Here is an 18,990-nt window from a genome sequence, read left to right on the forward strand (position 1 = left end):
CCCCATTACCCACCGTTTATACACATCCTGGAGGGGAGTTATCCCCTCCTTTTTTCATTTACGAACAAGTTATCCACAGAAAAAGACCGTCAATGGCCATGCTTATCCCGAATACCCACAGAATATCCACAATCTCGTCCCCCCTCTGTGTACAACGATGAACTTCCATTTTTAACAACAAAAAAGCTCCCGCCTGACCCACACAGGAGGGAGCTTATCGCTTTTTGCCTATCCATTATGTAGCGGATGTATCGGCCGGCTTCGCCTCCGAAGCGTCCGCCGTGCCCAAGCCCGGCTGCTCCGGTTCCGGACGGCCCAGCATCGTCTTCAGCTTCGTCCAAGGCATCCTCAGCAGCGCGAACAGCGACGGCTGCCGCGTCACGGCGACGAAGGCGACGCGATCGTCCGGCGCGAGCAGGACGCCGAGCTGGTGATGCTCGCCGGCATAGAGCGCGCGCTGCAGGAAGCGCACCTCGCCGTCCCGGTTATACACCTCCAGCTTGCAGAACGCCGCATTGGCGCGCAGCGCCTGATGCAGCTGCTCCTTCGTGCGCACCGGGACGCCGTTCGCCTTGGCGATGACCTCGCCAATCCGAATGCCCAGCGCTTCCGCCGGACTGCCCGGCAGCACCGCCAGCACACGCAGCCCAAGCGGATCATGCGTGAAGACGGGGCTGCGCTCGTTCTCCTCGCGGCGGCTGAACCAGATGAGCGCTTCATGCAGTCCAAGCGCCGCGATCGCCGCCAGCGGGACCAGCGGCGGCCACCAGGAAGCCGCCAGCCCGAGCGCAAGCAGAATCGCCGCATAGGCGAACAGGCGCGAGGCGCTTACCGCGGCCTTCTCCTGCGGCAGACGGGTGAACGTCAGCTCGGAGAAGCCGATGACGACCGGGAACGCGATCAAGGTCCAGCCTTGCTCCCAACCCGTGCCGAGGAGCGGTGTCCATGGAAGCGGCGTTCCCGTCGTCACGGCCGGGAAGAGCAGCAGCAGCGGGAGCGGCCACAGGCTCTGCATCTGATAGGCGCCGACAATCCGGCCCCGCTTGCTCTCCATGAACAACGGGCCGGCCATGCGTGCGGCCTGCTTGCGGATAAGCCAGGCTTCCGCCGCGTGCAGCAGCGCCACCAGGATGAGCAGCCCCGCTGCATCCATCTCCCGGATGGCGGCCACATACGGCGCCAGGAAGCCTTCCGGCGCCCAGGCCGGCGCGAAGGCGTTCAGCGCGAACTGCGCCAGGGCGAGCACGCCCGCCGAGTACGCAAGACATAGAAAGCGGACGCGGAATAACAAGAGCAGCAGCGCGACCGCCCAGAGCGCGATAATCGCTTCCGCCGTCAAGGAGACGCCCAGGCCGATCGCCGCGGCCGAGACGGCGAGCCCCGCCAGCAGCCCGCCCAGCCAGGCATGCCACGTATGCTCGATCCAACTGTGCATCTTGACCGCGAACAGCCTTCGCTCAAGCAGCATCTGCCTCCGGTAGAGGAGTGCAATCAATATAATGGATATCCAATAAAATGGCGACAGCAGCCACTGAAGCAGCGCTTCCGCCAAATGAACGCCAATTTCCGTCAGGAGGTCCACTTCATTCGCCCCTTTCGAATATGCGGCTTGCCATATCACCGGCAGATATGCCGCTGCTCCTCTTGGGTAGCGAGGACGGCGCTGCCGCGGGGAATCTAAGCCGCGCTTACATGCAAGCCCATACTCTTCGTATAGCTGAAAAAAGGAAGGCCGGCAAGTTCAAGCTTGCGACCTTCCTTCTTTATTCGACGGCGCTTAGCGAATTTCCTGCTTCACCGTTTCTACCGCTTTTTTCAATTGGGCATCATTCTTCGGATCGCGCATCGCCTTCAAAATGTCGGCTTCCAGCTTCTCCGCCGTCTTCGCGTCGACCTGGCCGGTCGCGTTCAATCCGGCAGCGCGCTGGAACGACTTCAGCGCGGCTTCGGTCTCCTTGGAGAAATAGCCGTCCGTACGGCCCGGCTTATAACCGAGACCATCGAGAATAAGCTGCATATTTTTCACGTCCGCATCGTTCATATCGAACTTGAGCGTTTTGTCCCGCGGAAGCGGCGCGACGCTGTAATATTCCGGCTGATGAACGACAACGTCCGGTTCGATGCCTTTTTCATGAATCCAATTGCCGTCCGGGGTGAGCCATTTCGCGATCGTAATCTTGATCAGGCCGCCGTCGCCGGAATCATAACTCGTCTGGACCGTTCCTTTGCCGAAGGTATGCTCGCCGACCAGCTTCGCTCCGGCTGATTCCTTCAACGCGCTCGCCATAATCTCGGATGCGCTCGCGCTGCCCTTGTTGGTCAGCACCGCGATCGGATAAGGCTTCACGGCTGTGGACGTGCCCTGGGAGTTGTACTTGTCGCGCTCTTTGTTGCGGTTCTCCACCTGCACAATCGTCTTGCCCTTCGGAACGAACTGCTCCGTCATCTTCTGCACGATATCGAGCACACCGCCCGGGTTGCTGCGCACGTCGATGACAAGTCCCTTCATGCCCTGCTTCTCCAGCTTCTCCAGTTCTTCCTTGAAGCGGTCGAACGTGTTCATCGAGAACTGGCGCACCTCGATATAGCCGATCTTGTCATCCAGCATCTTCGGATAGACAGTCTCGAAGTCCACCTCATCGCGAACGACCGTGAGCTCAATCGGCTGGGATTGCCCCGCGCGCTTGATCATGATTTTCGCCTTGGTGCCTTTCGGGCCGCGAATCTTTTCCACGGCTTCATTCAGCGTCTTGCCTGCCAGGCTCTCCCCGTTGACAGAGAGAAGCACATCCTTCGGCTTCACGCCCGCCTTCTCGGCAGGCGAGCCCTTGATCGGGGATACGACCGTGACCTCGCCGTTCTCCATCGTCACTTCCGCGCCGATGCCCGTAAAGGCGCCTTCGATGCTGTGATTGAATTGCTCGGCTTCCTCCGCCTCCATATAAGAGGAGTACGGATCCTGCAGTGCCGAGATCATGCCATGCACAGCCCCGTTCACGATCTTCTGGCGCTCTACCGGGGTTACATACTTATTTTCAATGATGCCGAGTGCGGAATTGATCTTCTGCATCTCCTGCGGGGACAGGCCTTTGCCTGTGGCCGCTGCTTGTCCTCCGCTGGCCAGACTGGGCAAATCCACCGCAGCCAGCGTCACCACGCTGCTTGCCAGCACTGCCGCCCCTACAAGCAAGGCGACCGTCCGTCCTTTGAACGACATTGAATCACCGCCTTTGTCTTGTCCATATGCGCATGCTCAGGTCTTTACTAGTATATGCCATTGCAGTGCATTTTATTTGAGATATTCTTTCGGATCCACCTGTTCGCCGTTCACCCGCACTTCGAAATGAAGATGGTTGCCCGTCGCGCGGCCGGTCTGGCCGACTTCCGCGATCTTGTCGCCTCGCTTGACGGTATCGCCCTTCTGCACCTTGATGCCGCCCGGACGAATATGGCCATACAGCGTCCAGAGTCCGTTGCCGTGATCAATTATAACACAATTGCCGTAGCCCCCATACCACTCGGCTACGATAACCGCGCCGTCCTCGGCCGCATAGATCGGCGTCCCGCCCGGGGTCGCCATATCGATGCCGCTATGGAACGCGCTGCGGGCGCCGGTAATCGGATCCGTGCGGGAACCGAACGGCGAAGAAATGTAGTAATCGTCTTGCAGCGGCACACCAAGCTTGCCGCCCGAATACGTATAGACCTTCCGCGACGTTTGGCCCGTCTTGCGCTGCTGACGCTGCGCATTCAGCTCATTTTTCTTCCGGATCAGATCGGCCCGCTGCTTGGCGAATTCCATCAGAAGACGCTCCTGCTCTTCGCTCACGCCGTGATTGTCTTCCGCCTGCTTCTCATAGCTTGCGATCATGACCTTTTTCTCTTTTTCCTTCAGCTGCAAGTTCTTCTTCGCTTCATCCAGCTTCGCGTAGAGCAGCTTGACTCGCTTCAGCTCCGTCTCGATCTCCTTCTTCTTGACGACGGCTAATTCCTTGTCCCGCTTATGCTCGGTCAATATTTCCTTGTCCCGCGAAGCAATCGTCTGCATCGAGTCGAGCCGATCGACGAAGTCGGAGAAGCTTGTGGCGCTGAACAACACATCGATATAGGAGACGGCGCCGTTCGTATACATCAGCTGCACGCGCGAATCGAGCAGCTTCTCCCGTTCGGCGATCCGGTGCTTGACATCCTCCAGCTCCTGGGCCGCCTCCTCCAGATTCGCCTCCGTCTTGTCGATTTCAAGCGTGACGTCAAGCATCTCCTTCGTCTTCTTCTCGATCTCGCCGACGACGTAATTCAGATCCTTGGTCGTCTTCTTAATCAGCTTCTCGGCCTGCGCTTTCTGCGCATCGGCCTCCTGCTGCTTCTTCTCCGCTTCCTGCATCTGCCGCTGCAGATCCTGAAGCTGCTTGTTCACTTTATCCAGCTCCGACGCTTCCCCAACCGTCGGCGGCACGAGTGTCAGTAGAAGAGCGCCCGCTGCGATCAGGGCTATCCATTTCTTCTTCCGTCCTTGCTTCATCAACAACACGGTTCCTCCTTACCTGTCATCTGGTTCATCTGCGCCGAGTATCTTATTTTTGAGAAAAATGATTATACCTTCAAGAACTTCCGTATCGAAATCGTGCTTCCCCATACGCCGATGACGATGCCCAGGCCAAGCAGCGTCCCGCCCACAAGGAGCCAAATATCCGCCAGGGGAACCAACTTGATAATCATCAGACCGAACTCAAAATGCGTGGTCAACTGCTGATATCCATAGAAGAGCAACGCGATGGTCACCACCGAACCAATGATGCCGAGGAGCGCCCCTTCCACGAAGAACGGCCCTCGTATAAAAGAGTTCGTCGCGCCGACCAGCTTCATAATGCCGATCTCGCGCTGGCGCGCCATAATCGTTACCTTAATCGTGTTGGAAATAAGGAACATGGCCGTCACGGCCAGCCCGGCAACGACAAGCAGCCCGAAGTTGCGGATGGTCGAGGTGACTTTGAACAACGTCTCGACGGTGCCTTTGCCGTACTGCACCTTCCAGATCGGCTTGGCGCTGTTGGTCTCGTTCAGCATTGTGATTTTTTTGGCTACCATCGGCACATCTTCCGGCTCGTACACATCAACCGTAAAGGAATCCGGCAGCGGGTTGGTCTCGTCGTTATAACCGGCGAGGAGTTCCTTGCCTTCTTCGCCCATCTGCTGCTCCAGCAGCTTCATTCCTTCCTTCTTCGAGATGAAGACGACCTTGCTGACCTCGGACATATTGCCGATATCCGTCTCCAGCAGCTTCGTCTGCTCCGGCGTCACATCCAATTGAAGGAAGACCCGAATCTGCACTTGATTGTCAATATTGTTCGTAATGGCATTGACGTTGATGGACAATACCATAAATACACCGAGAATGAACAGAGAGATCACGATCGAACTTACGGAGGCGAATGACATCCATCCGTTGCGGAACAAGCTCTTGCTGCCTTCTCTCAGATGGCGGGCCAACGTATTAAAAGTCATATCCGTATTCCCCCCGAACCTCATCCCGCACGATATGTCCGTGCTCGATCGCGATAACCCGCTGACGCATGGCGTTGACAATGTCCTTGTTGTGCGTCGCCATCACAATCGTCGTCCCGCGGTAATTAATTTCCTCCAGCAGCTTCATAATGCCCCAGGAATTCTCGGGGTCGAGGTTGCCGGTCGGCTCGTCCGCGACGATAACCGACGGATTGTTCACGATCGCCCGGGCAATCGCGACCCGTTGCTGCTCCCCGCCCGACAATTGGGCAGGCAGGCTTGCCGCCTTATGCTTCAAGCCCACCAGTTCGAGCACCTCCGGCACCCGGCGCTTAATGACCTTCGGCGGCGCTTCAATGACCTCCATTGCAAAGGCTACATTTTCATAAGCAGTCAGCTTGGGCAGCAGCCGGAAATCCTGGAATACGACGCCGATATTGCGCCGCACGAACGGAATTTTGCGCTGCTTCAGCTTCCCGATATTGAATCCGCTGACGACAATCTGCCCTTTCGTCGGGATTTCCTCTCTGTATATCAGCTTCATAAAGGTTGATTTCCCCGCTCCGGATGGACCAACCACATAGACGAACTCATCCTTGTCAATCCGGACAGAGACACCGCGCAACGCATGCGATCCATCCGGGTACGTCTTCCACACATCCTGCATTTCTATCAAATGATCACACCCTACGTTATAAAAGATTAGCCTCTACATATTCGACACCCGCACGCCAATTCCTCTAAGATCAAGCGAAATTCAACATCTTTTCCGGTCTTCAGGACGTTCGACCCTGCTCATCATGCGGAAAATGTCGACCTGAACCATAGATCGGCCCGGCAAGGGGAAAGGCCATTTTCCCTTGCCAAATCCGTTATGTTACAATCTCCATACTTGGATGAACGGGATCAACGAACCCGCAAGCTGCGCCAACGAGAAAGGACGGGTTGATTCGAATGAAACCAAAGAAAACGGCTCGCCGGATTATTCAATGGATCGTTCTTATGGCGATTCTTCCTATCTTTGTTATTCCTGGATTGCTCATATATATCATCGGTCAGTTCACCCCTTCTCTGAATGCCCTGATCATTAAGCGGCTCTTCGAATGGAAGCCCTTCGCGTCCCCCGCCAACATCGAGACGATCAAGAAGCAGGTCCATGTCGTAAAAGACGTTGTATATGATAAGCACGGAAGGGAGAACAGCCTCCTCGATATTTACTGTCCGAAGCATACCGGCAAGGATCTCCCCGTCATTATGTGGATACATGGAGGGGGATTCGTGTCAGGCAATAAAGAACAAACGCAAGAATATGGCATGGCGCTGGCCAATGAGGGGTATATCGTAGCCAATATCAACTACGCCCTTGCACCGGGGGAGAAGTATCCCCAGCCTGTCATTCAGGCCAACAAAGCGCTGGAATATTTGCAGGCCTACATCTCGGAGTACGGCGGCGATATGAACCGATTATTCATTGGCGGGGATTCGGCGGGCGCTCACATCGCCAGCCAGACCGCGGCTGTCATCACCAATGAAAATCTGGCGGATTCGATGGGGATACAGCCTTCCGTCGACAAAAAACAGCTCAAGGGCGCCTTATTATACTGCGGTCTTTACAATATGGATAGAATGACCCGGCCCCAGTCCTCTTTTATTCTGCAGTTTGGAGTAAAGTCGGTATTTTGGTCCTATACGGGTGTCAAAAATTTCGGCACGTTCTCCCGGCTGGACGAAATGTCCACGGTGAACCACATTACGCCGGATTACCCGCCAGTCTTTCTGACCGTCGGCGATGCCGATCCGCTGGCCCCGCATTCCGCGGATCTGATTGACGTTCTCCTTGGGAACGGAGTCGAAGCCGACACGGTATTATTTGACGGCACGAATCCCGAGTTGGGTCATGAGTACCAATTCGATTTCACTTCTCCCCATGCCGAAAAAACATTAGGGAGAACACTTGAATTTTTGAGAAGGCGCAGCTGATGACAAGACAAGCGTTCCCCCTGCTTTCCAAGTAAAGTTTGCCTCTTCGCGCGCATATAGTGAGAGAGACTGATCTTTTACTTTCTTCACGCAGGAGGCAATCGGTTTGAGAAAAATCCATGCGCTATTCATCGCCGCCGCTTCGCTGCTGCTCGCCGTTACCGCCATGTGGGGCTGGGCGAACAGCTATGCTTCGCAAGACCGCATTCCGCCGGAGGTCCGGCTCTCTTCCTGGGAAGTGGGCGGGATGTCCTTTGCTGCCTTTCGCGAGGAGCTGAATCGGCGGGTGCGGCAATTGGAAGCGACGCCGGTGGAGGTCACCTTCGGCAACAGCGGGGTAGCTCCGGTCAAGACGACCTTATCCGAGCTCGGGGTAACCTATGACGCCAAGCCGTTCTTGGCCGCGCTGAAGCCTTTGCAGGAAGGTTCTCTCTGGGAACGGATAACGGCAAGAAGAAGCTTCAATCAGGATTGGGATCTGCAGTTTCATTGGAAAGAGGATGTGTGGAAGGAGCGGTTTACGCCAGGCTGGGAGACGGCAAGCTTCGGGAAACCGGTCAATGCCTCGCGCGAGATTACGAAGGATGACCAGGTCGTCTATACGCCGGAGCGGCAAGTCTACCGCATCGATCGCGTTCAGTTGGAGCAATTGATACGGGCCGCTATTCCTCCGGTCTGGTATGAAGGAGGACCCATTCGCATCGAAGCCCCATTGGCGCTGACCGATCCGCCGGTAACGGTCGCCTCCCTCAAGGCGGAAGGCATCGAGCGGAAAATCATCGAGTTCTCGACCGGCTTCGCCAAATCCGAGGACGGGCGCACGCATAATGTCGTATCGGCCGCCAAAACGATCGATGACATGATATTGAAGCCCGGCGATATTTTCGACTACGACAAAGTCATTGCGGAGACAGAGAAAAAGTACGGCTTCAGGGAAGCCCCTGTCATTTACAACGGTAAATTGGTGCCAGGCATCGGCGGCGGCATCTGTCAGGTGTCAAGCACGCTTTACAATGCGGTCCTCCGGACAGGACTGGAAATCGTCGAACGGCGCAATCATTCCCTGCCGGTCTCATACCTGCCTCTTGGGCTGGACGCGACATTTTCCCAGGGATATATCAATTTCAAGTTCAAAAACTCTACCGGCAAGCACCTCCTTATCCGGACCGAGACCGAAAACGGGCGCTTGACGATTAAATTTTTCGGCACGATGGATAAGAACCTTTCCTATAAAATGGAGACAAAAACCGTGAAGGTGCTGGATCCGCAAGTGAAATACGTCAAAAACCCGCATCTGACAGCCGGGGCGCAGCAGGTGCTGCAACAGGGAAAAAAAGGCTATGTCGTCGAATCGTACCGCATCAAAATGGTGAACGGGAAAGAGGTGGAGCGCGAGCGCATCGCCCTGGATACCTACCAGCCTCAACCGTCGCTGATTGCCGTCAACAGCGGCAGCGGAACCGCACCGGCGAAGCCGAAGAGCGACAAGGAACCGATCGTGGAGGATGGAATCAACGGGCCTGATTTCAAGCCGAATACATAATCGGGCCCCGTGCCGCTCAGCATGCCGCGCATGTCTTGCGAACTTCAGGAGGGCATGCAATACAGCCTTGGCCGTACGGGGCCAAGGCTGTTCTCTGCTCAAGATGATGTTCTTATGGGTCGCCCGGCCGCCATGCGGTGAGCGCCGCCTCTTCATAAGAATGAAGTTGGATCCGGATGCAAGGCGACAGCTTGCAGTCGCCGCCATACCCTCTAGTCGGTCGTCCTCCCATGCCGGGCCCTTCCTCACATGGACAGGCCAGACTGTTCGCATGCGCCGGATTCGGAACCGGTCGACAGAAAAACAAAGCGGACAATCGACAGGGCGGAACTTTGCATTACGCATCCCTCTTCGTTCGACGCTGCGGCATATCCGGCAGCGCATTGACAGACACGACATCCTCAATCTTCTTCACCGGCGGCGTCCAGAACCGCTCGTTGCCCGGCAAATCATCGAACCAGGCCGCGTCATCCGGACAATCCAGAACCATGAAGCGCCCGTAATGGTTGTCTCGGGACTGGTGATATTTCAGATAGGCCTTGCCGTTTTCGATCGCCAGAATCTCGATCTTCCCTGACGTATGGCTCATCGAGAGGCGGACCCGCTTCCCTAAGCCGGATGTCTTCGCCTTCGCCTCCTCCACCAGGCGGTACACCTCCTTCAACGGAAGCACGAATTCGCTATTCCCCGCTACCGGGCGATTGATGAAGAAATAATATGGCGTCACGCCTGCCCAGGACAGCTTGTCGAGAAGCTCGCCGAGCACATCGGCATTATCATTGATGCCGCGGAGGACGGGCGTCTGATTGACGACGATGGCGCCGGCCTGATGGAGCGCTTCGAAGCCCCGCTTCGCTTCGGCTGTAATCTCGCGCGGGTGATTAACATGAGCCATGACATAGATGCGCTTGTCGGCCGAGGAGAACTCACGGATCGTCTCCAGCAGCGCGTTGTCTTCATAGATTCGCATCGGATTGAATACAGGCATTTTGGATCCGAGGCGAATGATCTGTACATGCGGGATGGCGCGAAGACGTTCCAGAATCATTCTCAGCTTCGGCGTCGCGAGGATGAGGCTATCCCCGCCGGTTAACAGGACATTGTTGATCTCGGGGTGCTCGGCGATATAGGCCAAGCCGGGATTGACATCGGACATAGCTTCTTTGACATCGTTGCGGAAGAGGCGCTTGCGGAAGCAGTATCGGCAATAGGCGCCGCATACCTCCGACACAATTAACAAGGCGGTAGTGCCATACTTGTGCTGGCAGCCGGGGACGACATAGTTGGTGTCCTCATCCGAGGCATCCCAACGGCCGTACTCCTGAAGTTCACCCGTGTTCGGAATCACTAGCTTCCGAATAGGGTCATCGGGGTCGTTCCAATCAATGAGGTTCAAATAATAGTCATTTACACGAAATACGAACTTTTCCGTGATTTGCTTTAGCCGTTTCCTCTCCGTCTCGGGTATCTGCGTGATCTTCTCGATGTCGGTAACGTACTTCGGCATAGGCATGGACATCCCTCCTGTATACAGTTGTATCGGCCAATGAAAGCGCCTTCCTTTTATTATACAACAAGTAACATATGGTGACAAATGAAGGTCTTGTTAACATTTACGTTCAAGTCCCGCCAATTGATGCCAGTCTTCTTCGGTTCGGTATCCTCTTGAAGACTCTTTTAGCCAGTATCCCGTCCCGTCAGGCACCTGTTCGAGGCTCTTTTGGCTAGTCTCCCATCCCGTCAGGTGCCCTTCAGAGGCTCTTTTGCCAGTCTCCCATAACGTCAGGTATCCCTTCAAGGCTCTTATGACCAATATCCCGTCCAGTCAGGTGCCCTTCCAAGGACCTTTTAGCCAATATCCCATCGGGTCAGAATGCCCTTGCTATGCAAGACTTTTGGAACGACTGCCTATACATTACGCTCGAGTCCGACTTGGCCGGTTGCCAGCATCGCATGATAAAAGGGAGGAATTGCGTGCTAAAAATCAATCCTGAATTATGGGGATATGCCCTAAAAGGGTTCGGTTCCTCCTATCTTTATCTGACCAAAGGGGATCATGCACATAGTGCGTCTACAGAAAGAAACCATACCTGACTGTTGGGGATATTATTCGCAAGGCATGCCGCGTATATCTTCTTCTGAGCTTAAGGGAGAATGCTTGTAAGGGAGCGAGTACACAGGGCTTTAGGGGGATGAAGCTAAGGACCTGGATTATCTATTCATGCTCATTCTTCCCTACTTATTTCTCCTCGTTACTGAGCTTTGGGGAGACTGGCTCTAGCAGAAGTTTTCATCCATTCGCATTCCCGGAAAAGATTGCGCACAGCAATCAAACCGCATCTGAGCAAAAAGAAAGAGGCTTTCTCTCTTCGGGCTTTTCCCAACAACTTACAGAGAACAACAAGCGGCAGCCGAGCCCGTCGGCACAATCATTGAGGCCCCTGCCGCATCAGACAGGAGCCTCTCGAATAGCACGGCATGCGTCAGCGCCTCACGGGACGCTATTAACGCATGCCCAGCGTTATAACGGGCAGGGGGCATTTTCAGGAACCAATGTGCCCGATTTTATCCGTTACGCATTTGGCTGCTGCTTTTCCTGCACCCAGGCCGCCGTCTTCGCCGCTGCTTGCTCGGCGCGGGCGATCGCCGCCTGCACTTGTCCGGTCGCGGTCCCTCCGTAGACGTTGCGGGCGTTGACCACGTTCTCCGGCTGGAGCACCGTATAGATGCGCTCGTCGAACAGCGGGGAGAATTGCTGGAATTCTTCCAGCGTCAGATCGAGCAAGAACTTGTTCCGCTCGATGCAGTAGAGCACCGTCTTGCCGATCACTTCATGCGCCTGCCGGAACGGCAAGCCTTTGTTCACGAGGAAGTCGGCGATGTCGGTCGCGTTGGAGAAATCCTGGCGGACCGCATCGGCCATCCGGCCGCGGTTGACCTTCATCGTGCCGATCATCGGCACGAACAGGCGCAGCGCTCCATCGAGCGTCTCGACCGTATCGAACATGCCCTCCTTGTCTTCCTGCATGTCTTTGTTGTACGCGAGCGGCAGCGCCTTGAGCACCGTCAGCATGCCGACGAGATGCCCGTACACGCGTCCGGTCTTGCCCCTCACGAGCTCGGCCACATCCGGATTTTTCTTCTGCGGCATGATGCTCGAGCCCGTGCAGAACGCGTCGTCCAGCTCGATGAACTGGAACTCGGTGCTCGACCAGAGCACCAACTCCTCGCAGAGGCGGGACAGGTGCATCATGATGAGCGACGCGTTCGAGAGGAACTCGACGATAAAGTCGCGGTCGCTCACCGCGTCGAGGCTGTTCTCGTAGACGCGGTCGAAGCCGAGCTGCTCGGCGACCAGATGCCGGTCGATGGCGAAGGTCGTTCCCGCCAAGGCGCCGGCGCCGAGCGGCAGCGCATTGATCCGCTTGTAGCTGTCGATAAGCCGCTCGATATCGCGCTCGAACATGGATACGTACGCCATGAGATGATGGGCGAACAGGATCGGCTGCGCCCGCTGTAAATGCGTATAGCCCGGCACGATTGTCCCGATATTTTCCTTGGCCTGCTTGATAAGCGCGTTCTGCAGGTCCGCCAGCAAGCCGGCGAAGGAGACGACATGCTTGCGCAAGTACAAATGCATATCGGTTGCCACCTGATCGTTGCGGCTCCGTCCCGTATGGAGCTTTCCGCCAACCGGGCCGACGATTTCCATCAGCGCTTTTTCGATATTCATATGGATATCTTCATCGGATACGGAATACTCCATCTCGCCGTTCCGAATCCGGTCCAAAACTTGATTCAATCCGTCCTTGATGGTCTCGACATCGTCCTGCGGCAAAATTCCGCAGCGGCCCAGCATGGCGACATGCGCGAGACTGCCCTGAATATCTTCTTCTGCCATCAATTTGTCAAATGAGATCGAGGCCGTGTATTGTTCCACCAACTCGTTCGTCTGCTTCGTGAACCGGCCGCCCCATAATTTGCTCACCCTGTTACCCCCTCCACCTTGCTTGCGTTGCAGACCGGCATTTCATGCCTGCGGCAACGGCGGCAGCTGCCGTGCACAGCTGCCGAGTCCCGCCTGCCTGTTCCGTGCCGTCTACTGCTCCAGCTTCGCTCCGTGCACGCTCGCGCCGTGAACACCGGATGCGACCTTCAGCCGCAGCGCGTTCAGATGAATGAAACCGGTCGCGTCATTTTGATCGTAAGCCTGAGTCGGATCGGCTTCCATCGTCGCGATATCCGGATTGTACAGGCTCAACGGGCTCTGCACGCCGGCGCCGATGACATTGCCTTTATACAGCTTCAGACGGACCGTGCCCGTAACATGCTTTTGGCTCTCGTCCACAAGCGCTTGGATCGCCAGGCGCTCTGGCGCGAACCAGAAGCCGTTGTACACAATCGAACTATATTTCGGAATAAGCGAGTCCCGCAGATGCATCACTTCGCGGTCCATCGTGAGCGACTCCATTTTCCGGTGAGCGGTGAACAGAATCGTGCCGCCCGGCGTCTCGTACACGCCCCGGCTCTTCATGCCCACGAAGCGGTTCTCGACCATGTCGACGCGGCCGATGCCGTGCTTGCCCCCAAGCTCATTCAGCTTGTTCATCACCTGCAGCGGCGTCAGGCGTTCGCCGTTGACCGCGACGCAATTCCCCTGCTCGAACGTCAATTCGACGTACTCGGCTTCATCCGGCGCATCTTCCGGGGCCGCGCTCAGCACGTACATTTCCTTGTTGCTGTCGGCAGCCGCGTCGAACCACGGATCCTCCAGCATGCCGCTCTCGAAGCTGATATGAAGCAGATTGCGGTCGGTCGAGTACGGCTTCGCCGCCGATGCCTGGACCGGAATGCCATGCTTCTCCGCATAGGCGATCATCTCGGCCCGGCCCGGGAATTGGGCCCGGAATTCTTCGGAGCGCCATGGGGCGATGACTTCGATGTCCGGCGCCAGCGAAGCGACCGCCAGTTCGAAGCGCACCTGGTCATTGCCTTTGCCCGTCGCGCCGTGCGCGATGAATTTGGCCCCTTCCTTGCGGGCAATCTCGACCATGCGCTTCGCAATCAGCGGACGCGCGATGCTCGTGCCGAGCAAATATTGGCCTTCATACAGGGCGCCCGCCTGGAACATCGGATAGATGAAATCGCGAGCGAACTCCTCCTGGAGATCATCGATATATACTTTGGATGCGCCGGTCGCGATCGCTTTCGCTTCGAGGCCGTCCAGCTCTTCCTTTTGGCCCACATCCGCGGTGAAAGCGATAATTTCGGCGTCATAGGTTTCTTTTAGCCAGGTTAAAATGACCGACGTATCGAGGCCGCCCGAATACGCCAATACGATTTTGATCTTTTCCACTTCTGTCTCCCCCGTTCCTCTTCGTCCCGTTAGCTGCAATGCTGTCCCGGCGTCCTGGCTATCCGATTATCCCATCAAAGCCGCCAAGATGGCCTTCTGTGCATGGAGGCGATTTTCCGCCTCGTCGAAAATAACCGAATTGCCGCCGTCAATGACGCCCGCGCTTACCTCTTCGCCGCGATGCGCCGGCAGGCAGTGCATGAAGATGTAATCCGGCTTCGCATAGCGCACGAGTTCCTCGTTCACCTGGAAGTTTTTGAACGCTTGCTCCCGCATCTTCTGCTCTTCCTCGAAGCCCATGCTTGCCCACACATCCGTGTAAATGACATCCGCATCCGCAACCGCTTCGGCGGGATCCTGGGTGATAAGGAGTTCCGCTCCGGTCAGGCCCGACTGCTCCTCGCATTGGGCAATGACATTCGCATCCGGCGCATAGCCTTCCGGCGAAGCGACCGCCATGTTGACGCCAAGCTTCGCGGCGCCCATCATAAGCGAGTGCGCCATATTGTTGCCGTCGCCGATATAAGCGACCTTCAAGCCGGCCAGACGGCCTTTATGTTCGAGAACCGTCTGGTAGTCGGCCAGAACCTGGCACGGATGGCTCATATCCGTCAGTCCGTTGATGACCGGAATCGTCGCGCTGCGCGCCAGGTCAATGACCGTGCGATGGGCGAACGTCCGAATCATGATGCCGTCCAAGTAGCGGGACATCACCTGCGCCGTATCCGAGATCGTCTCTCCGCGTCCTAGCTGGAGATCGTTTTTGCTCAAAAAGAGCGCATGCCCGCCCAACTGGTACATGCCCACCTCGAAGGAGACGCGAGTCCGGGTGGACGACTTCTCGAAAATCATGCCAAGCGTCTTCCCCGCCAGCGGCCGGTACGCCTCGCCCGCCTTCTGCTTGCGCTTCAGTTCGATCGCCAAATCGATTAGGTATTCAAGCTCTTCCTTCGTATAATCGGCCAGCGCGATGAAATCGCGACCGCGCAAATCAATCTTCGCCTCTGTCAAAGTCATGAAGCCACCTCCGGGTTCCGTGTTGTTGCGGCGGTTCGCCGCGAATCTGTTCCTGTTGCGCCATGAGTGAACCGAAGCCGCCGGCCGCAAGCGCCCGGCAGGCTCGGGGTATGTTATTGATTTATACGATCGCCTTGGCCTGCGAACGCGCCTCCAGCACTTGGTGCAGAATCGAGACCGCCTCATCGATCTCCTCCGTCGTGACCAGCAGGTTCGGCAGCAGCCGGACGACGTTCGGACCGGCCGTAATGACGAGCAATCCGGCGGCCCTTGCGGCTTCCACGATGTCCGCAGCCGGCTCGCCGCATTCGATGCCGATGATGAGCCCCAAGCCGCGGACATCCTGTACGACCGGGACGTCGCTCAGCTTCACCTTCAGCGAGTTCAGCAGATACGCTCCGCGCTCTCCGGCCCGCTGCGCGACCTTCTGCTCGATCATCGTCTCCATCGTGCCGATGACCGCGGACATCGCGAGCGGGTTGCCGCCGAAGGTCGATCCGTGGCTGCCGGGACCAAATGCTTCGCGCAGATGCTCCTTGGCAAGCATCGCTCCAACCGGGAATCCGCTGCCCAGTCCCTTCGCCACGGTGAATATGTCGGGCTCAAGCCCGTAATGCTCGTGCGCGAACAGCGCTCCCGTGCGGCCCATGCCGGTCTGTACCTCGTCGATAAGCAGCAGCAGCCCATGCTCGGCGCACAGCTTCGCCACTTCCTGGGCGAAGGCGGCCTTAATCGTGTGCACGCCGCCTTCGGCCTGCACGATCTCCAGCATGATAGCGGCTGTCTTATCGTTCACGGCCGCCCGCAAGCTGTCGATATCGTTGAACGGCACATAGCGGAAGCCTTCCGGCAGCGGGCGGAAGCCTTCCTTCACCTTATCCTGCCCCGTCGCCGTCAGCGTCGCCAGCGTCCGGCCGTGGAACGACTGCTGGAACGTAATGATCTCGTAGCGTCCGCTCTTCGCCACCTTGGCGTGATAGCGGCGGGCCAGCTTGATGGCGGCCTCGTTCGCCTCCGCTCCGCTATTGCAAAAGAAAACCGCGTCCGCGCATGTATGATTCGTCAGCCATTCGGCTGCCTGCTCCTGCTGCGGAATGCGGAACAGGTTGGAGACGTGCCAGAGCGTATCCAATTGCTCCTGCACGCGCGCCTTGACCCGCTCCGGCACATGCCCGAGGTTCGCGACAGCGATGCCGCTCATGAAGTCCAAATACGAGTGGCCCCGATCATCCCATAATCGGCTGCCGCTTCCTTTCACGAGAGTGATTGGATAGCGCGCATAGGTTGGCAATAATGATGGTGTTACATGGTCCGCCTGTGTCACTGTACTCCCTCCTCATCCTCTTCCTGCACGATTCGCGTGCCGATGTTTTCGCCGCTCATCAGCCGGCGCAATATTCCGGGCTCCGCTCCGTCCGCGATGACGACTTCCCTCACGCCGCCCGCCATAGACTGCATCGCGGCCCGCACCTTCGGAATCATCCCGCCGTAAATCTCCCCGCTCCCGATCATCGCCTCGATCTCCGCGGTCGTGACGACGGGGAGGACGGTGCGGGCGCCGTCGTTCATCTTCATAATTCCAGGCACATCGGTAATGACGATGAGCCGCTCCACGCCGAGATGCGCGGCGACTGCGCCGGCCGCTGTGTCCGCGTTAATGTTGTAGCGCTGTCCGCCTCCATCGAGTCCGATCGGCGCGATGACCGGCATATACTGCCGGCTGATCAGCGCCTCCACGAGCCCGGCGTTCACCTGTGTCACGTCGCCGACGTAGCCGACTTCCGCCTGATTGGCGACCGGCCGGGCCTGGATGAGCCCGCCGTCCGTTCCCGACAGGCCGACCGCACGCGCGCCCGTCCCGGTCAAGCGCCGGACAATCTGCTTGTTGATCTGTCCGGCCAGCACCATTTCCACGACGTCCAGCACGGCCTCGTCCGTCTTGCGCAGTCCGCCTACGAACTCGCTCTCGATGCCGAGCTTGTCGAGCATCGCCGATATGGCCGGACCGCCGCCGTGCACGATGACCGGCATCGTGCCTTCCGCCTGCAGCTGCGTCAGCTGCTGATAAAAGGTATCGGGCAGCGCCGCCAGGGTGCTGCCTCCGCATTTCATGACGAACCGTTCCGTCCGTACGAAGCGCTTCGTCCCGGTTCCCTGCTCCTCAGACAACGTGTGCAAGGTCCATCCCCCTCTCCATCGGGAAGCTAATCTCTCTTTAAACTCATTACCTCTATTTATTAACTTTATTAAGGTCTATTATCTTTAGCGGAATAAATGATTAATCCCATCAATTACTTGGCCGCTATCTACGTCCGGTAGGCCGCATTGATGCGGACATAATCATAGGTGAGGTCGCAGCCCCATGCCGTCGCTTCGCCGCTGCCCATATGCAGGCCGACCTGGATATGCACCGTATCGCCCTTCAAATAGTCCAGCGCCGCCTCTTCATCGAACGGCACCGGCGTCGATTGCTTCAGCACCTCGATGGGCCCGATATGAATATCGACGGTGTCGATGTTCACCGGCTGGCCCGAATAACCGACCGCCGCGATAATCCGCCCCCAGTTCGCATCCGCCCCGAAAGCGGCGGACTTGACGAGGCTGGAGCCGATAATCGACTTCGCAATCGCCCGGGCCGCGTCATCGGTCGCCGCGCCGGTGACGCTCACCTCGATGAGCTTCGTCGCGCCTTCACCGTCGCGGGCAATCGCCTGCGCCAGCTGGCCGCAGATATAGCGGAAGGCGGAGGCGAACGACGCCCAGTCCGGATGGCCTTCTTGCAGCGGTTCATTGCCCGCCAAGCCGCTGGCCATCGCGAGCAGCATATCATTCGTGCTCGTGTCGCCGTCCACCGTAATCATATTGAACGTCACGTCGGTCGTCTGCCGCAGCAGCCGTTCCAGCGCGGAGCGCTCAACCGCCGCGTCGGTCGTTACGAAGCCGAGCATCGTCGCCATATTCGGATGAATCATGCCGGAGCCTTTGGCCGCGCCGGCGACGGTAACCGTCTTGCCGTTCACGGTTACCGCCGCGCAGGCTTCCTTCTTCACGAGATCCGTCGTCAGAATCGCCTGCGCGAATTGCTCGGCGCCGTCCGCCTCCGCCGTCAGCCGGGCAGGCAAAGCCGCCATGCCCCGCTCGACGCAATCCATCTTCAGCGGCTCGCCGATGACCCCGGTCGAAGCGACCGCCACCTCATGCGGCGCGACGCCCAACTGCCCGGCAAAGCCGCTGCGCATGCGGTATGCGTCCGCCTCGCCCTGCTTGCCGGTGCAGGCGTTGGCGTTGCCGCTGTTGACGAGCACGGCGCGCAGCGTGCCGGCTTCCGCCAGGCTGGCGCGCGTTACGGCCAGCGGGGCCGCCTGGAAGGCGTTCGTCGTGTAGACCGCCGCCGCCGTCGCCGCCACGTCGCATACGATGGCGCCGAGATCATTGCGATCGGTTTTTTTCAGTCCGCAATGCAGGCCCCCGGCACGAAAGCCAAGCGGCGTCGTGACCGAACCGGGAATTGCGTGAAAAGGCGCCTCAGTGGCGGTAAGCAAGGTTTCTGTATTTTTCATAAGGCATCGACCTTCTTCTTCTGAAATGG

14 protein-coding genes are annotated in these 18,990 nt (G+C 57.7%); 2 read left to right on the plus strand and 12 right to left on the minus strand.

Annotation, left to right across the window (positions count from 1 at the left end; all coding sequences use genetic code 11):
• Positions 1–235: 235 nt before the first annotated feature.
• The 5 genes from L6439_RS25335 to ftsE form a co-directional block, all read right to left on the minus strand.
• Entirely contained in the window at positions 236–1,582 is a 1,347-nt protein-coding gene (locus L6439_RS25335) for a PDZ domain-containing protein (protein ID WP_168179079.1), read from the minus strand.
• A gap of 195 nt (positions 1,583–1,777) precedes the next feature.
• A complete protein-coding gene (locus L6439_RS25340; RefSeq protein WP_168179080.1) occupies positions 1,778–3,217 on the minus strand; it encodes a S41 family peptidase in 1,440 nt (479 codons plus the stop codon).
• 72 nt (positions 3,218–3,289) lie between these two features.
• On the minus strand, positions 3,290–4,522 hold the full coding sequence (locus L6439_RS25345) for a murein hydrolase activator EnvC family protein (RefSeq protein ID WP_168179156.1): 1,233 nt from the start codon (positions 4,520–4,522) through the stop codon (positions 3,290–3,292).
• Between the two features lie 71 nt (positions 4,523–4,593).
• Positions 4,594–5,505: a permease-like cell division protein FtsX gene (gene ftsX, locus L6439_RS25350; protein ID WP_168179081.1), complete on the minus strand. Its 912-nt coding sequence runs from the start codon at positions 5,503–5,505 to the stop codon at positions 4,594–4,596.
• Complete coding sequence (ftsE, locus tag L6439_RS25355; protein ID WP_168179082.1) at positions 5,495–6,181, minus strand: cell division ATP-binding protein FtsE; 687 nt, start codon at positions 6,179–6,181, stop codon at positions 5,495–5,497. The genes ftsX and ftsE overlap by 11 nt, the downstream gene beginning before the upstream one ends.
• Before the next feature lie 278 nt (positions 6,182–6,459).
• On the opposite strand from ftsE, the gene L6439_RS25360 reads away from it, so the two are divergent.
• Both L6439_RS25360 and L6439_RS25365 read left to right on the plus strand, forming a co-directional pair.
• The gene (locus L6439_RS25360) at positions 6,460–7,485 is read left to right on the plus strand and encodes an alpha/beta hydrolase (RefSeq protein ID WP_237096642.1); all 1,026 of its coding nucleotides are present in this window, start codon (positions 6,460–6,462) and stop codon (positions 7,483–7,485) included.
• A 106-nt stretch (positions 7,486–7,591) separates the two neighbouring features.
• Positions 7,592–9,028, plus strand: a complete 1,437-nt coding sequence (locus L6439_RS25365) for a VanW family protein (RefSeq protein ID WP_168179083.1) — start codon at positions 7,592–7,594, stop codon at positions 9,026–9,028.
• Positions 9,029–9,365: 337 nt separating this feature from the next.
• Here L6439_RS25365 and L6439_RS25370 read toward each other — a convergent pair whose 3' ends face one another.
• From L6439_RS25370 to argJ, 7 genes are all read right to left on the minus strand, one after another.
• Positions 9,366–10,541 (minus strand): KamA family radical SAM protein, encoded by a 1,176-nt coding sequence (locus L6439_RS25370; RefSeq protein ID WP_213471270.1) that lies wholly within the window; start codon positions 10,539–10,541, stop codon positions 9,366–9,368.
• A gap of 1,059 nt (positions 10,542–11,600) precedes the next feature.
• Positions 11,601–13,016 (minus strand): argininosuccinate lyase, encoded by a 1,416-nt coding sequence (argH, locus tag L6439_RS25375; RefSeq protein ID WP_213471271.1) that lies wholly within the window; start codon positions 13,014–13,016, stop codon positions 11,601–11,603.
• Between the two features lie 111 nt (positions 13,017–13,127).
• A complete protein-coding gene (locus L6439_RS25380; RefSeq protein WP_213471272.1) occupies positions 13,128–14,384 on the minus strand; it encodes an argininosuccinate synthase in 1,257 nt (418 codons plus the stop codon).
• Positions 14,385–14,450: 66 nt separating this feature from the next.
• Positions 14,451–15,401, minus strand: a complete 951-nt coding sequence (gene argF / locus L6439_RS25385; RefSeq protein ID WP_168179087.1) for an ornithine carbamoyltransferase — start codon at positions 15,399–15,401, stop codon at positions 14,451–14,453.
• Between the two features lie 121 nt (positions 15,402–15,522).
• Positions 15,523–16,725, minus strand: coding sequence for an acetylornithine transaminase (locus tag L6439_RS25390; RefSeq protein WP_269155956.1), 1,203 nt, complete (start codon positions 16,723–16,725; stop codon positions 15,523–15,525).
• Complete coding sequence (gene argB / locus L6439_RS25395; RefSeq protein ID WP_168179088.1) at positions 16,722–17,579, minus strand: acetylglutamate kinase; 858 nt, start codon at positions 17,577–17,579, stop codon at positions 16,722–16,724. The genes L6439_RS25390 and argB overlap by 4 nt, the downstream gene beginning before the upstream one ends.
• A 128-nt stretch (positions 17,580–17,707) precedes the next feature.
• Positions 17,708–18,961 (minus strand): bifunctional glutamate N-acetyltransferase/amino-acid acetyltransferase ArgJ, encoded by a 1,254-nt coding sequence (argJ, locus tag L6439_RS25400; protein WP_213471273.1) that lies wholly within the window; start codon positions 18,959–18,961, stop codon positions 17,708–17,710.
• Positions 18,962–18,990: the final 29 nt, after the last annotated feature.

The organism is Paenibacillus dendritiformis, assembly GCF_021654795.1.
In the GTDB taxonomy this organism is placed as follows: Bacteria; Bacillota; Bacilli; order Paenibacillales; family Paenibacillaceae; genus Paenibacillus_B.